Source organism: Streptomyces sp. NPDC044003 (assembly GCF_056435185.1).
Genome location: NZ_JBWKFA010000002.1, coordinates 1,188,584 through 1,203,808, shown reverse-complemented (window position 1 = coordinate 1,203,808; position 15,225 = coordinate 1,188,584). Strand labels below are relative to the sequence as shown.

General features: G+C 70.8%; 12 protein-coding genes. 1 reads left to right on the top strand and 11 read right to left on the bottom strand.

Going from position 1 to position 15,225, the window contains the following annotated elements:
* Nucleotides 1-93 precede the first annotated feature (93 nt).
* From pgi to uvrC, 11 genes are all read right to left on the bottom strand, one after another.
* Nucleotides 94-1,755, bottom strand: coding sequence for a glucose-6-phosphate isomerase (gene pgi, locus AC07AW_RS12080; protein WP_478815293.1), 1,662 nt, complete (start codon nucleotides 1,753-1,755; stop codon nucleotides 94-96).
* A 161-nt stretch (nucleotides 1,756-1,916) separates the two neighbouring features.
* Complete coding sequence (locus tag AC07AW_RS12075) at nucleotides 1,917-2,252, bottom strand: RNA polymerase-binding protein RbpA (protein WP_078908267.1); 336 nt, start codon at nucleotides 2,250-2,252, stop codon at nucleotides 1,917-1,919.
* 77 nt (nucleotides 2,253-2,329) lie between these two features.
* Nucleotides 2,330-2,560, bottom strand: a complete 231-nt coding sequence (gene secG, locus AC07AW_RS12070; RefSeq protein WP_086827885.1) for a preprotein translocase subunit SecG — start codon at nucleotides 2,558-2,560, stop codon at nucleotides 2,330-2,332.
* A gap of 97 nt (nucleotides 2,561-2,657) precedes the next feature.
* Entirely contained in the window at nucleotides 2,658-3,434 is a 777-nt protein-coding gene (gene tpiA / locus AC07AW_RS12065) for a triose-phosphate isomerase (protein WP_478815292.1), read from the bottom strand.
* A 7-nt stretch (nucleotides 3,435-3,441) separates the two neighbouring features.
* Entirely contained in the window at nucleotides 3,442-4,653 is a 1,212-nt protein-coding gene (locus AC07AW_RS12060) for a phosphoglycerate kinase (RefSeq protein ID WP_478815291.1), read from the bottom strand.
* A 105-nt stretch (nucleotides 4,654-4,758) separates the two neighbouring features.
* Nucleotides 4,759-5,769 (bottom strand): type I glyceraldehyde-3-phosphate dehydrogenase, encoded by a 1,011-nt coding sequence (gene gap / locus AC07AW_RS12055; protein ID WP_392153204.1) that lies wholly within the window; start codon nucleotides 5,767-5,769, stop codon nucleotides 4,759-4,761.
* A gap of 217 nt (nucleotides 5,770-5,986) precedes the next feature.
* Entirely contained in the window at nucleotides 5,987-8,938 is a 2,952-nt protein-coding gene (locus AC07AW_RS12050; RefSeq protein WP_478815290.1) for a M14 family metallopeptidase, read from the bottom strand.
* Between the two features lie 186 nt (nucleotides 8,939-9,124).
* A complete protein-coding gene (gene whiA / locus AC07AW_RS12045) occupies nucleotides 9,125-10,114 on the bottom strand; it encodes a DNA-binding protein WhiA (protein ID WP_030205188.1) in 990 nt (329 codons plus the stop codon).
* A complete protein-coding gene (locus AC07AW_RS12040) occupies nucleotides 10,105-11,130 on the bottom strand; it encodes a gluconeogenesis factor YvcK family protein (RefSeq protein ID WP_392153201.1) in 1,026 nt (341 codons plus the stop codon). The genes whiA and AC07AW_RS12040 overlap by 10 nt, the downstream gene beginning before the upstream one ends.
* Nucleotides 11,127-12,089 (bottom strand): RNase adapter RapZ, encoded by a 963-nt coding sequence (gene rapZ / locus AC07AW_RS12035; protein ID WP_352019132.1) that lies wholly within the window; start codon nucleotides 12,087-12,089, stop codon nucleotides 11,127-11,129. Before rapZ ends, AC07AW_RS12040 begins: the two co-directional genes overlap by 4 nt.
* Nucleotides 12,086-14,092: an excinuclease ABC subunit UvrC gene (gene uvrC / locus AC07AW_RS12030; RefSeq protein ID WP_478815289.1), complete on the bottom strand. Its 2,007-nt coding sequence runs from the start codon at nucleotides 14,090-14,092 to the stop codon at nucleotides 12,086-12,088. The genes rapZ and uvrC overlap by 4 nt, the downstream gene beginning before the upstream one ends.
* Nucleotides 14,093-14,150: 58 nt before the next feature.
* Here uvrC and AC07AW_RS12025 point away from each other — a divergent pair, with 58 nt between their 5' ends.
* A complete protein-coding gene (locus AC07AW_RS12025; protein ID WP_478815288.1) occupies nucleotides 14,151-14,903 on the top strand; it encodes an SDR family NAD(P)-dependent oxidoreductase in 753 nt (250 codons plus the stop codon).
* Nucleotides 14,904-15,225 lie beyond the last annotated feature (322 nt).

Sequence of the window (15,225 nt, the reverse complement as noted above, 5' to 3'; positions counted from 1 at the left end):
GCGTGAACGTCCTCTGGGCCCTCATCCGTGACGGACAGTGCTACCAAAGCGTCCTACCCGTCACTGCGACGGCTTGACAACATCATTAGGAGGTTACCGTCCGCGCAGCGAGCGGTAGACGGAGACGAGCCCCGCGGTGGAGCTGTCGAGCTGCTCGGCTCCCTCGCCCTCCGTCAGGACCGGCTCGATCTTCTTGGCGAGGACCTTGCCGAGTTCGACGCCCCACTGGTCGAAGGAGTCGATGTTCCAGATGGCGCCCTGGACGAAGACCTTGTGCTCGTAGAGCGCGATCAGCTGGCCGAGGACGGAGGGGGTGAGTGCCTCGGCGAGGATCGTGGTGGTCGGGTGGTTGCCCTGGAAGGTCTTGTGCGGGACGAGTTCCTCGGCGACGCCCTCGGCCCGTACCTCCTCGGGCGTCTTGCCGAAGGCGAGCGCCTGGGTCTGGGCGAAGAAGTTGGCCATGAGCAGGTCGTGCTGGGCGACGAGCCCGGGCAGCAGGTCGTCGACGGGACGGGCGAAGCCGATGAAGTCGGCGGGGATGACCTTGGTGCCCTGGTGGATCAACTGGTAGTAGGCGTGCTGCCCGTTGGTCCCGGGGGTGCCCCAGACGACCGGTCCGGTCTGCCAGTCGACGCGCTTGCCCTCGCGGTCCACCGACTTGCCGTTGGACTCCATGTCGAGCTGCTGGAGGTAGGCGGTGAACTTGGACAGATAGTGGGAGTACGGCAGGACGGCGTGCGACTGGGCGTCGAAGAAGGCGCCGTACCAGACGCCGAGGAGGCCGAGGAGCAGCGGCGCGTTCTCCTCGGGCGCGGCGGTGCGGAAGTGCTCGTCGACGAGGTGGAAGCCGTCGAGCATCTCGCGGAAGCGCTCCGGGCCGATGGCGATCATCAGGGAGAGGCCGATGGCGGAGTCGTAGGAGTAGCGGCCGCCGACCCAGTCCCAGAACTCGAACATGTTCGTGGTGTCGATGCCGAACTCCTCGACCTTCTCGGCGTTGGTCGAGAGGGCCACGAAGTGCTTGGCGACGGCCTCCTGACCGGCCCGCAGCCCGGTGAGGAGCCAGGTGCGGGCGGAGGTGGCGTTGGTGATCGTCTCGATGGTGGTGAAGGTCTTCGAGGCGACGATGAACAGCGTCTCGGCGGGGTCGAGGTCGCGGACGGCCTCGTGGAGGTCGGCGCCGTCGACGTTGGAGACGAAACGGAACGTCAGGTCCCGCCGGGTGTAGGAGCGCAGGACCTCGTAGGCCATGGCGGGGCCGAGGTCGGAGCCGCCGATGCCGATGTTCACGATGTTCTTGATCGGCTTGCCGGTGTGGCCGGTCCACTCGCCCGCGCGGACCTTGTCGGCGAAGGCGCCCATCTGGTCGAGGACGGCGTGGACGCCGGGGACGACGTTCTCCCCGTCGACCTCGACGACGGCCCCGCGGGGGGCGCGCAGCGCGGTATGGAGGACAGCGCGGTCCTCGGTGGTGTTGATCTTCTCGCCGCGGAACATGGCGTCGCGGAGCTCGGCGACGCCGGTGACGGCGGCGAGTTCGCGCAGCAGGGTCAGCGTCTCGTCGGTGACGAGGTGCTTGGAGTAGTCCAGGTGGAGGTCGCCGACACGCAGGGTGTTGCGGGTGCCCCGCTCCGGGTCGGCGGCGAACAGTTCGCGCAGATGGGTCTCGCCCAGCTGCTCACGGTGCTTGCCGAGGGCCGCCCACTCGGGCAGCCGGTTGAGCCTGGTACGGCCTTCGCTGGTCATCTCGGACATCGCCCACTTCTTCTCAATACTGCTTGTCTGCCCCGCTGCACCCCCAAACCTAATTGATCTGGGGAGCGGTCGACGCGAAGGCGGGCGCGAACGCCGAACGGGCCCCGCCCGCGAATCGAGTTCGCGGGCAAGGCCCGTTCGTCACACCGTCACACCACGCTTCAGATCTCGCCGCGCAGTTTGGCCAGCGCCTCGGCGAGGATGGCCTCGCCGTCCGCGTCGCTGCGCCGCTCACGCACATAGGCGAGGTGGGTCTTGTACGGCTCCGTGCGCGGCGGGTCCGGCGGGTTGTCCCGGTCCTGACCTGCCGGGAAGCCGCAGCGCGGGCAGTCCCAGGTATCCGGGACCGCCGCGTCGCTGGCGAAGCTCGGCTGCGTCTCGTGCCCGTTCGAGCACCAGAAGGAGATGCGGAGGCGCGGTGCCGACTCGCCCCGCTCGGCCTCCCCCATCGGCCCCGCTCCGACCCGGCTTCCCCGGATCGCGTTGCCACTTGCCACGGTCGTAACTCCCTGCGTGATGGTGCTCGAAGATGCCCCAGTCTACGTAAGGCCCAACGCGCGTCCAGTGATTGGAGTTACCGGTCCAACTTCATCAGCAGACCAAGTACCACAATGCAGGAGAACCAGAGCAGACCGACCACGACCGTGATCCGGTCAAGGTTCCGCTCGGCGACCGAGGAGCCGCCGACGGAGGACTGCATGCCGCCACCGAACATGTCGGAGAGGCCGCCGCCCTTCCCCTTGTGCATCAGCACGAGCAGCATCAGCAGCGCGCTGAAGACGATCAGGGCGATCGAGAACCCCATAACCACGGCTGGACCAACTTCCTCGGACTTATACGGACGGGGGCCGGGCACCTGCCCGACCCCCGCAAGGGTACGACGTAACTCCGCTACCGCATACTCACTGGTCGCGGAAGCGCACGATCTTGACGAACTCGTCGGCGTCCAGCGCCGCGCCGCCCACCAGGGCGCCGTCGACGTCCGGCTGCGCCATGATCGCGGCGACGTTGCCGGCCTTGACCGAGCCGCCGTACTGGATGCGGACCTTGTCGGCCAGCTCCTGCGAGTACAGCTCCGCGAGGCGGCCGCGGATCGCCCCGCAGACCTCCTGGGCGTCCTCGGGCGTGGCGACCTCGCCGGTGCCGATGGCCCACACCGGCTCGTACGCGATCACGATCGTCTCGGCCTGCTCGGCCGGGACGTCCTTCAGACCGCCGTCGAGCTGGGCCAGGGTGTACGCGACCTGGTCGCCCGCCTTGCGGACGTCCAGGCCCTCGCCGACGCAGAGGATCGGGGTCACGCCGTGCTTGAAGGCGGCCTTCACCTTGGCGTTGCAGACCTCGTCGTTCTCGGCGTGGTACTGGCGGCGCTCGGAGTGGCCGACGGCGACGTAGGCGGCCTTCAGCTTGGACAGCATCAGGCCCGAGATCTCGCCGGTGTAGGCACCGGAGTCGTGCGCCGAGATGTCCTGGGCGCCGTACTTGATCTTGAGCTTGTCGCCGTCGACCAGGGTCTGGACGGACCGCAGGTCGGTGAAGGGAACCAGGACCGCGACCTCACAGGCGTCGTAGTCCTTGTCGGTCAGGGCGAAGGCGAGCTTCTGGACGTGGGCGATGGCCTCGAGGTGGTTGAGGTTCATCTTCCAGTTGCCCGCCATCAGCGGGGTGCGCGTGGTCATAAGGGGGTCAGTCCTCCAGTGCGACGAGGCCGGGGAGCTTCTTGCCCTCGAGGTATTCGAGGGAGGCGCCGCCGCCGGTCGAGATGTGGCCGAAGGCATTCTCGTCGAAGCCCAGGATCCGGACGGCCGCGGCGGAGTCGCCGCCGCCGACCACCGTGAAGGCCGGGGAGTCGACGAGCGCCTGGGCGACGGCCTTGGTGCCCTCGGCGTAGTCGGGGTGCTCGAAGACGCCCATCGGCCCGTTCCAGAAGACGGTGGCCGCGTCGGCGAGCTTCGAGGCGTAGAGCTTACGGGTCTCCGGACCGATGTCCAGGCCCTCCTGGTCCGCCGGGATGGCGTCCGCGGCGACCGTGGTGGGGTTGGCCGGAGCCTTGGTCTTCAGGTCCGGGAAGTCGGCCGAGACCAGCACGTCGACGGGGAGCACGAACTCCACGCCGCGCTTCTCGGCACGCGCCAGGTACTCCAGGACCGTCGGGACCTGGTCCTCCTGGAGCAGCGAGATGCCGACCTCGTGGCCCTTGGCCTTGAGGAAGGTGTACGCCATGCCGCCGCCGATGAGGATGCGGTCGGCCTTCTCCAGGAGGTGGTCGATCACACCGAGCTTGTCGGAGACCTTGGCGCCGCCGAGCACGACCACGTACGGCCGCTGGACCTCGTCCGTGAGCTTCTTCAGGACGCCGACCTCGGTGGCGATGAGGTAGCCGGCGGCGTGAGGGAGGCGCGCCGGGAGGTCGAAGACCGAGGCGTGCTTGCGGTGCACGGCGCCGAAGCCGTCGCCGACGTACAGGTCGGCGAGGGAGGCCAGGGCGTCCGCGAAGGCGCCGCGCTCGGCGTCGTCCTTCGAGGTCTCGCCGGCGTTGAAGCGGAGGTTCTCGATGACGGCCACGTCGCCGTCGGCGAGGCCCGCGACGGTCGCCGTGGCCGAGTCGCCGACGGTGTCGGTCGCGAACGCGACCTCGGTGCCCAGCAGTTCGCCGAGCCGCGTGGCGGCCGGGGCGAGCGAGAACGCCGGGTCCGGGGCACCCTTGGGGCGGCCCAGGTGCGAGGCGACCACGACGCGGGCACCCGCGTCGGCGAGCGCCTTCACCGTGGGGACGACGGCGCGGATGCGGCCGTCGTCGGTGATCTTGGTGCCTTCGAGCGGCACGTTGAGGTCGGCACGCACGAACACGCGCTTGCCTTCGACGCCGGCTTCGAGCAGCTCGTCGATCGTCTTCATCTGTTAACAGACTCCTTGGTACGCGGTGGAGCACACAAACAGGGCTCGCACAGCGCGACGTTGCGCTGCCCGAGCCCTGCTCCCATCGAAAACCCGCCCTGAAGCTTAGAGCTGGCCGCCGACGAAGACGGTGAGGTCGACGAGACGGTTGGAGTAGCCCCACTCGTTGTCGTACCAGCCGAGGATCTTGACCGTGTTGCCTTCCTGGACCATCGTCAGGGAGGCGTCGAAGGTGCAGGACGCCGGGTCGCTGACGATGTCCGAGGAGACGATCGGGTCCTCGGTGTAGAACAGGATGCCCTTGAGGTCGCCACCGTCGGCGGCCTTCTTGAACGCGGCGTTGACCTCGTCCTTGGTGACCTCGCGGTCGAGGGTGACGACCAGGTCGGTGGCGGAACCGGTCGGGACCGGGACGCGCATGGCGATGCCGTCGAGCTTGCCCTTGAGCTGCGGGAGGACCAGGGCGGTGGCCTTGGCGGCGCCCGTCGTGGTCGGGATGATGTTCTCCGCGGCGGCGCGGGCGCGGCGCAGGTCCTTGTGCGGGAAGTCCAGGATGCGCTGGTCGTTGGTGTACGCGTGGACCGTCGTCATGAGGCCCTTGACGATGCCGAAGTTCTCGTCGAGGACCTTGGCCATCGGCGCGACACAGTTGGTGGTGCAGGACGCGTTGGAGATGACGTCGTGCTGCGCGGGGTCGTACTTGTCCTGGTTGACGCCCATGACGATGGTGATGTCCTCGTCGGTGGCCGGAGCCGAGATGAGGACCTTCTTGGCGCCGCCGGCGAGGTGCTTCGCGGCGTCGGCCTTCTTCGTGAAGATGCCGGTCGACTCGATGACGATGTCGACGCCCAGGTCGCCCCAGGGGATGTCGGCCGGGTCGCGCTCGGACAGCACCTTGATGGTGTGACCGTCGACGGTGATGGTGTCGGCGGTGTGGGTCACCTCGGCCTTGAGGCGGCCCAGGATGGTGTCGTACTTCAGCAGGTGCGCGGTGGTCGCGGTGTCACCCAGGTCGTTGACAGCCACGATCTCGATGTCAGCACCCTGCTCAAGGAGCGCGCGGAAATAGTTCCGGCCGATGCGGCCAAAGCCGTTGATGCCTACGCGGATCGTCACGAACCGATCTCCTCGTTAGGAACGCCGGTGTATCGACGCCGGCGAGATTTTTGTTTTTTGGGATGTCCCCGACCGCTTACGACCCTACCTCCCCGGCTGCCCGCGAGTGACATCGCGCGCAGCCGTACGAGCCCGGAAAGTGAGGGAAAACGGCCGACGGCCCGTGCCTACCAACGGGTACGGGCCGCCTTGGGACCTTTGTCCCCGCTACTCTCCGTCAGCGCCGGAGAGCCCCGAGGGCGCGGCCGAGGAGCCGTGCGCGCTCCGCCGTGCCGGGCACGTGCTCCAGGCCGAAGCCGAGGAGGACGGTGTCGCGGGTGGTGACCGCGGCCTGGGAGTGGAAGAGGGCCCCGGAGCGCGTCCAGTCGGAGGCGTTGCCGGGGCTGCCGGCCGGGGCGCCCGGAGCGGACCAGGCGCCGAGGGAGGTCTCGAAGCCCTCCGCCTCGGTGGTGGTCCCGGTGACGAGCCGGGTGTCGTCGACGAAGGCGCCCATCTCTCCCGTACCGGGGTCCGAGATGTACGAGACGGCGAGCTCGACCTTCTTGCCCGCCCAGGCGCTCAGGTCGACGGAGGCCTGCCGCCAGCCGTTGGAGGGGCCGGTGAAGGCGTTCCAGGCGCCGGTGGTGCCGGTGGCCGCGCAGCCGTCCTCGCCGACGGTGAGGTAGTGGGCGAGGAAGGGGTGGCCGCGGAGGTAGTAGCCCTCGCCGCAGTCGGCCGGGGGCTCGGCGGAGGTGCCGCCGTTGGCGTCGGGCAGGGTCGTCCAGTCGTCCTGGCCGACGGTGTGGGCCTCGACGACGAGGTTGTCGTAGCCGGGCTCGGTGTCGTAGCTGACCTGGAAGTCCAGGCGCGGCTTCGAGGCGGCGGCGACGCCGGTGAGGTCGACGGTCCTGGCGAGCCGGGCCCAGGTGTCGTCGGCGTGCTTGACGGCCGCGAAGGACGTGCCCTCGGCGGGCTCGAAGGGGGTGCGGATGCCCGGGTAGTCGCCGGCGGAGGCGCTGCTCGCGAACTGCGGGAACTGCTCCGGCTTCAGCGTGTCCGAGGTGACGGTGTACGCGCCCGCGTTGTCGAGCGGGTTGTCGGCGACGGCGCCGAGCGTGGCGCCGGTGCCCGCGAAGGCGCCCGTGCCGGCGAAGGCGGGCGGGTTCTTGAGGCCCGCGCGGTGGTAGGCGCCGAGGTAGTACTGGGCGAAGTCGTTGGACTCGGCCCGGCCGACCTGGGTGAGCCCGCCGGACTTCTCACCGGCGTTGATCAGCTTGCCGCCCTCGTTGAGGTAGGCGCGGACGGCGAGCTGGGCGCCGCCGGAGGGGCGCTCCGCGGCGGTGTACCAGACGACGGTGCGGAAGTGGGAGAGGACGCCGAGGGCGTCCGGGGCGCCCTGGGTGGCGACGTCCCAGACGGCGGCCTTGCGGCCGTTGCCGGCGAGCGCCTGGACGTACGCGGCGGTGTGGGTGGCCGCCGTGGTGCCGCCCTCGTCGGCGAGGACGAGCACGTCGCCGCGGGGCCGCTCGGCGACCTTGTACGTGAAGGGGGCGGAGGAGGTGGCCCGGCCCTCACGGGTGCGGGCGGTGAACCAGACCTCGACGGAGTCGCCGGGGCGGGCTCCCTCGACCTCGGCGCGGTACTCGTCGAAGTAGAGGTTGTCGTCGCCGCCGAAGGTCTCGCCGCCCTTCCAGGCGTCGAGCTCCTCGCTGTGGGTGCGGCCGCCGTTGATCCGGTACTTCAGGGTCTTGCCGCGCAGCGACTTGCGGGCGGTGACGGCGACCTCCTGCTCCGCGCCGCGGGCGTAGGAGGTGGTGAAGGTCTTCGGGGTGAGGTCCGGGGCGTCGATGCCGACCGGGGAGACGGGCCGGTCCGGGTGGGCGGCCGTCTCGGCGACGGCGAGCGCGAAGGGGATGTTCTTGGCGAACTCGGCCTGGATCAGCTTCTCGTCGTCGGGGAAGGTGAAGACGGAGGCGCAGTCGCCCGGGTTCCACGCGTCGTTCGGGTCGACGCGGGAGGCGGTGGCGCAGGTCGACATCTCCGGGGTGAACATCTGCATCCCGTTGACGTTGGCGGCGTGCCCGTCCGCCTCGCCGTTGGTGATGTACAGCTCCGAGGAGACCTGCGGCCGGTAGCCGGGCACGGCGGAGTTCTGCGGGGTGCCGGCGAGGGCCTTGAGGGCCACGTCGTCGGGGGTGTCGGTGGCGACCTGCCAGCCGACGCCGTACAGCAGGAGTTGGGCGGCCGAGTGGTAGTTGACGCCGTACGCGAAGCCGATCCGCTTCTGGAAGGCGTCGAGGGCCCTCGTCTCGGGCTCCGACATGGGGCCCTTGCCGCGGAAGGTCTCGTCGGCCGGGTCGGGGGACGAACCCTCGTTGTCGTAGCCCCACTTGTAGGCGAAGTTGCGGTTGAGGTCGACGCCGTCGCCGGGGCCGATCCTCCCGTCGCCGTCGTTGTCGTGGAGGTTCTTGCGCCACTGCCGGTTGGCCGGGTCGGCATGCGTGTAGTCGTAGCCGTCCGGGTTGGCGGAGAGCACGAACCACAGCTCGGTGGAGTCGACGATGCGGGTGATCCGCTCGTCCTTGCCGTAGTGGTCGAGGTAGTGGTGCATCAGCCGCCGGGTCATCTCCGGGGTGATCCACTCGCGCGCGTGCTGGTTGGACATGTACAGCGTGGCGGGCTTCGAGCCGTCCTTGGCCTTCCGCGCGCCCTTGGTCAGCTTGAGGGCGAGGATGTCCTGCCCGTTGACGGTCTTGCCGATGGAGACGACCTTGGTGAGGCCGGGGTTGGCCCGCGCGGTGTCCAGGATCTCCTGCTTGAGGCCGTTCGGGCCTCCGTACGGGCGGAAGACGCCGTCCCCGGCCGCGGCGACCCGCTTCTCGGCCTGCGCGGTGAGGTTGTGCTCGGCGATCTCGACGCCCTGGCCGCGCAGCCGCCCGGCCTGCCGGCCGGTGAGGAAGAGCTCGACCGTCGCTGAGCCCTTCGCCGGGACCTGCTCGGTGAGTTCATGGGCGTCGGCGCCGGCCTCCAGGAGCAGCGGAACCTGCTCCTGGGTGACCTCGGCGCGCCAGACGGAGAGGGCGTCCCCGCCGTCCCGGTCGTTCGGCTGTGCTCCGGCGACGGGTGCCGCCGCCACTCCGGCGATCAGCAGTGAAGCCGCGGCGAGGATCGATCTCGCTCTGCGTCTCATGAGCCCCCCTTGCTGTTGTCTGTCACGAAGGCGAACAGACGCCAGGCTCTTGGGCGCTCATGGGACTGTCAAGGGTGCCTCGCGGGTGTACGAAAAAGCTGCCGGTGCCTCAGAAAGGCACCGGCAGCGCGGAGTTCGAGGTTCCGTACGTCCGCGTTCCCGCTTCCGTACGGCGACGGCTCGGGGTCAGCCGACCAGGCTGTCGTCGAGCTCCTCCGTCAGGTTGGACTCGGTCCCGGGGATGCCCAGGTCCTGCGCCCGCTTGTCGGCCATCGCGAGGAGCCGGCGGATCCGGCCGGCCACGGCGTCCTTGGTCAGCGGCGGGTCGGCGAGCGCGCCCAGCTCCTCCAGGGAGGCCTGCTTGTGCTCCATGCGGAGCCGGCCGGCGGCGGCGAGGTGCTCGGGCACCTCCTCGCCGAGGATCTCCAGGGCGCGCTGCACCCGGGCACCCGCGGCGACCGCGGCACGGGCCGAACGGCGCAGGTTGGCGTCGTCGAAGTTCGCCAGGCGGTTGGCGGTGGCGCGGACCTCGCGCCGCATCCGCCGCTCCTCCCAGGCGAGCACCGACTCGTGCGCGCCGAGCCGGGTGAGGAGCGCGCCGATCGCGTCGCCGTCACGGACGACGACCCGGTCCACGCCCCGCACCTCCCGGGCCTTCGCCGCGATGGAGAGCCGGCGGGCCGCGCCGACCAGCGCGAGGGCGGCCTCCGGACCCGGGCAGGTCACCTCCAGGGAGGAGGAGCGGCCGGGCTCGGTCAGCGAGCCGTGCGCGAGGAACGCGCCGCGCCAGGCCGCCTCGGCGTCACAGGTCGCGCCGGAGACCACCTGTGGGGGAAGACCCCGGATGGGGCGGCCGCGGCCGTCCACGAGACCCGTCTGCCGGGCCAGCTGGTCGCCGCCGGCCACCACCCGCACCACGAAGCGCGAGCCGCGCCGCAGCCCGCCGGGGGCCATCACGATCAGCTCGGAGCTGTGCCCGAAGATCTCCAGGATGTCCCGCTTGAGGCGGCGGGCCGCCATCGCGGTGTCCAGCTCCGCCTCGATCACGATGCGGCCGCTCACCAGGTGCAGCCCGCCCGCGAACCGCAGGATCGACGAGACCTCTGCCTTCCTGCAGCAGGTCCGGGTGACGGGAAGCCGGGAGATCTCGTCCTTCACCGCTGCCGTCATCGCCATGGGCCGATCCTTCCATGCATCCGAAAAATACGGTCGTACGCGGCGGCCAACAGCTCCGGGTCATGCTTCGCGGAGCCGTCGGGCCCGGCCACCGGCGCCAGCTCGACCGCGGCACCGAGCCGCTTGGCGGCATCGGCGAGGGACTCGCGGTCGGGCACGGCGGCCTCGTCGGCCAGCACCACGTCCAGGGCGAGTTTAGGGGCGTGTCGTCCCAAAACCTCCAAATGACGCTGCGGGGAGAAGCCCTCGGTTTCTCCGGGCTGCGGCGCGAGGTTCAGCGACAGCACCTTCCGGGCCTTCGTCTCGACCAGGGCGTCGAGGAGCTCGGGGACCAGGAGGTGCGGGATCACCGAGGAGAACCAGGAGCCGGGACCGAGCACCACCCAGTCCGCGTCCAGGACGGCGGCGACCGCCTCGGGCACGGCCGGCGGGTCGTGCGGCACGAGGTGCACGGACTGCACCTCACCGGGGGTGAGCGCCACGGTCGCCTGCCCGCGCACCGTGTCCACGTCGTCCGGGCGCTCCGGGTCGTGGCCCCTGACCAGGGCCTGGAGCTCCAGGGGCACGGCGGACATGGGCAGCACCCGGCCCTGGGCGCCGAGCAGCCGGCCGACCAGGTCGAGGGCCTGGACGGGGTCGCCGAGCTGCTCCCAGAGGGCGACGATCAGCAGATTGCCGACGGCGTGGCCGTTGATCTCGCCCTTGGACTGGAAGCGGTGCTGGATCACCCGGGCCCAGGTCTGGCCCCAGTCGTCGTCGCCGCAGAGCGCGGCGAGCGCCTTGCGGAGGTCGCCGGGGGGCAGCACGCCGAGCTCCTCCCGGAGCCGGCCGCTGGATCCCCCGTCGTCGGCGACGGTGACGACGGCGGTGAGGTCGCCGGTGATCCGGCGGAGCGCGGCGAGGGAGGCCGACAGGCCCATGCCGCCGCCCAGCGCGACCACCTTGGGCTGGGCGCCGCGCCTGCGGAGCGTACGCCGCACCGCGAGGGTGGAGGTACGCCGACGGTACGGCTTCACTCGCGCCCCATGTCCCGGTGGACGACGACGGTCTCGACCCCTTCGGAGGCGAGGCGGGCGGCGAGGCGCTCGGCGGTGGCGACGGAGCGGTGCTTGCCGCCCGTGCAGCCCACGGCGATGGTCACGTACCGCTTGCCCTCGCGGCGGTAGCCCGCGGCGATCAGCTGGAGCAGCTCGGTGTAGCGGTCGAGGAACTCCTTGGCGCCCGGCTGGTTGTAGACGTAGTTCGACACCTCCTCGTTGAGGCCGGTGAAGGGGCGCAGCTCGGGGACCCAGTGCGGGTTCGGCAGGAAGCGCATGTCGACGACGAGGTCGGCGTCGACCGGCAGGCCGTACTTGAAGCCGAAGGACATCACGGTGGCCCGGAGCTCGGGCTCCTCGTCGCCGGCGAACTGGGCGTCCATCTTGGCGCGCAGCTCGTGGACGTTGAGGCTGGAGGTGTCGATCACCAGGTCGGCGTCGCCGCGCAGCTCACGCAGCAGGTCGCGCTCGGCGGCGATGCCGTCGGTGATGCGGCCGTCGCCCTGGAGCGGGTGCGGCCTGCGGACCGACTCGAAGCGCCGGACCAGGGCCTCGTCGGAGGACTCAAGGAAGACGATCCGGCGGGTGACCTGCTTGGCGTCCAGGTCGGCGAGGGACTCCCTGAGGTTGTCGAAGAACTGCCGGCCGCGGACGTCCACGACGACGGCGATCCGGGCGACATTGCCCTGGGAGCGGGCGCCGAGCTCCACCATGGTGGGGATCAGCGCGGGCGGCAGATTGTCCACGACGAACCAGCCGAGGTCCTCCAGGCACTTCGCCGCGGTGGACCGGCCGGCTCCGGACATGCCGGAGATGATCACCAGCTCGGGAATGGCCGCCTCGGCGCCGTTGTCGCCGGGGGTCTCCTTCGTGCCCGTACTCACGTGTCCTGCTCCGTCTTCTCGGTCGTGCTCGTCGTGCGTGTGGTGCTCGGTCATGCGGTGGTGCCCCCGTCGTCTTCCATGATCTCTCCTGTGGCCGTGTTCACGGCGGGTGCGGCGGGGGCCGCCTGGGCCAGGGCCACGGCGACCGCCTCCGCGGTCTTCCGGCCGAAGCCGGGGACCTCACAGATCTGCTCGATTGTCGCCTGCTTCAGCCGCTTCACCGAGCCGAAATGCTTGATCAAAGCCTGTTTGCGCGACTCCCCGAGGCCGGGGACGGCGTCGAGCGGGCTGGTCCGGAGGCGTTTGGTCCGCTTGGACCGCTGATAGCGGATGGCGAAGTCGTGAGCCGTGTCACGCACCCGCTGGAGCAGATAGAGCCCTTCGCTGGACCGGGGCAGGACCACCGGGTCGTCCTCGCCGGGCAGCCAGACCTCCTCCAGGCGCTTGGCGAGGCCGCAGACCGCGACGTCGTCGATGCCGAGCTCGTCCAGGGCGCGGCGGGCCGCGGCGACCTGCGGCTGCCCGCCGTCGACGACGACGAGCTGCGGCGGGTACGCGAAGCGCTTGGGCCGCCCGTCGTCCTGGGCGTCCTCGGCGGGGACCTCACCGCCGGCGGGGACCTCGCCGTCGCCGACCGGGCCCCACTCCCCCGTACGGTCCTTCTCGGCGAGGTAGCGCTTGAAGCGGCGGCTGATCACCTCGTGCATGGACCGGACGTCGTCCTGGCCCTCGAAGCCCTTGATCTGGAAGCGGCGGTACTCGCTCTTGCGGGGCAGCCCGTCCTCGAAGACGACCATCGAGGCGACGACGTCCTCGCCCTGGAGGTGCGAGATGTCGAAGCACTCGATCCGCAGCGGCGCCGAGTCCAGGTCCAGGGCCTCGGCGATCTCCTCCAGGGCCCGGGAGCGGGTGGTGAGATCGCTGGCGCGCTTGGTCTTGTGCAGGACGAGCGCCTGCTGGGCGTTGCGCGCGACGGTCTCCATCAGGTCCTTCTTGTCGCCGCGCTGCGGGACGCGCAGCGAGACGAGGGAGCCGCGGCGGCCGGAGAGCCAGGCGGAGACCGACTCCGTGTCCTCGGGCAGCGCCGGGACCAGGACCTCCTTGGGGACGGCGTCGCCGCTCTCCTCGCCGTACAGCTGCTGGAGCGCGTGCTCGACGAGCCCCGCCGTGTCGACGGCCTCGACCTTGTCCGTGACCCAGCCGCGCTGGCCCCGGACGCGTCCGCCGCGCACGTGGAAGATCTGGACGGCGGCCTCCAGCTCGTCCTCGGCGAGGGCGATCAGGTCGGCGTCGGTGGCGTCGGCGAGGACCACCGCGTTCTTCTCCATGGCCCGGCGCAGGGCCTCTATGTCGTCGCGCAGCCGGGCGGCCTTCTCGTACTCCATGTCCTCGGCCGCGATCATCATCTGCTTCTCGAGCCGGCGGATGTACGTGCCGGTGCGGCCGGCCATGAAGTCGCTGAAGTCCTCGGCCAGTTCGCGGTGCTCCTCGGGCGTGACCCGGCCGACGCAGGGCGCCGAGCACTTGCCGATGTACCCGAGCAGGCAGGGCCGTCCGGCCGACGCGGCGTTCCTGAAGACCCCCGCCGAGCAGGTCCGCACGGGAAACACCCGCAGCATCAGGTCGACGGTCTCGCGGATCGCCCACGCGTGCGCGTACGGCCCGAAGTAGCGCACGCCCTTCTTCTTGTGACCGCGCATGACCTGGACGCGGGGGAACTCCTCGTTCATGGTCACGGCGAGGTACGGATAGCTCTTGTCGTCCCGGTACTTGACGTTGAACCGGGGGTCGAACTCCTTGATCCAGGAGTACTCCAGCTGCAAGGCCTCGACCTCGGTGGACACCACCGTCCACTCCACGGAGGCCGCCGTCGTCACCATGGTGGCCGTGCGCGGGTGCAGGCTCGTCAGCGGCTGGAAGTAGTTCGCCAGCCGCTGGCGCAGGGACTTCGCCTTCCCGACGTAGATCACCCGGCGGTGCTCGTCGCGGAACTTGTAGACCCCCGGGGAGTCGGGGATCTGACCCGGCTTGGGGCGGTAGCTGGAGGGGTCTGCCATGCTCCCCACCCTACTGGCGGGGACCGACACTCAGGGCGGGCACGCTCGTTGGCCGGACATGGCTCAGGACACTTCAGGACGGCTGTCGGACCGGGTGTGCGTGATCACGGGTGCGGCGAGCGGAATCGGCCGGGCGACCGCGGAACGCTTCCTGCGGGAGGGGGCGCGGGTGGTGGCGACGGACGTCGACGCGGACCGCCTCGCGACCCTCCCGGGCGTGACCCCGGTGGTGGGGGACGTCTCCCGGGAGGAGGACGCCCGGCGCATGATCGACACGGCCGTGGAACGCTTCGGACGGCTGGACGTCCTCGTGGCGAACGCGGGCGTGATCCCGCTGCTCTCCGTCACGGAGGCCGAGGCGGCGGACTTCGACCGGGTGATGGCCGTCGACGGCCGGGGCATGTTCCTGACCTGCAAGTACGCGATCGAGGCCATGCTCGTCACGGGCGGCGGGGCCATCGTGTGCACCTCGTCGATCTCGGGCGTGGCCGGCCAGGCGAGGCAGGCGGTGTACGGCCCGGCGAAGTTCGTCGCGACCGGCCTGACGAAGCACCTGGCGGTGGAGTGGGCGGAGCACGGCATCCGTGTCAACGCGGTCGCCCCCGGCACCATCGAGACCGAGCGGGTGGCCGCCGCGCGCGTGGAGCCGGGCGGCCCCGAATACCTCGCGGAGATCGTCCGGGCCCACCCGATGGGGCGCTTCGGGACGCCGGAGGAGGTGGCGGCGGCGATCCTGTTCCTGGCGTCGGAGGAGGCGTCGTTCGTGACGGGCGCGATCCTCCCGGTAGACGGCGGCTACCTGGCCCGCTGAGCGCACCCTCCGTTGGGCGGTGCCCACACCCGCACCACGCGGACCCGCGCCGCCGTCGAGCGGCACGCCGGCGTGTGGGCCGCGCCCACGCTGGGCGGTGCCCACCCGCCGCGCGGGCCGCGCCCGCACTGGGCGGCGCCCCCGCCCGTGTGGGCTGGGCACGCGCTGGGCGGCGCCCACCCCCGCCCGTGTGGGCAATCGTCCCGCAGGGCGGGACGGGTGGGCACACGGGACGGCGCCCTCCAGCGGCGCCTCCGCGTTCCGAGCCTGGACCCGCACCACCTTGTGCGGCGCACGCGTGGTGCGGGTCAGGGAGCAGAAG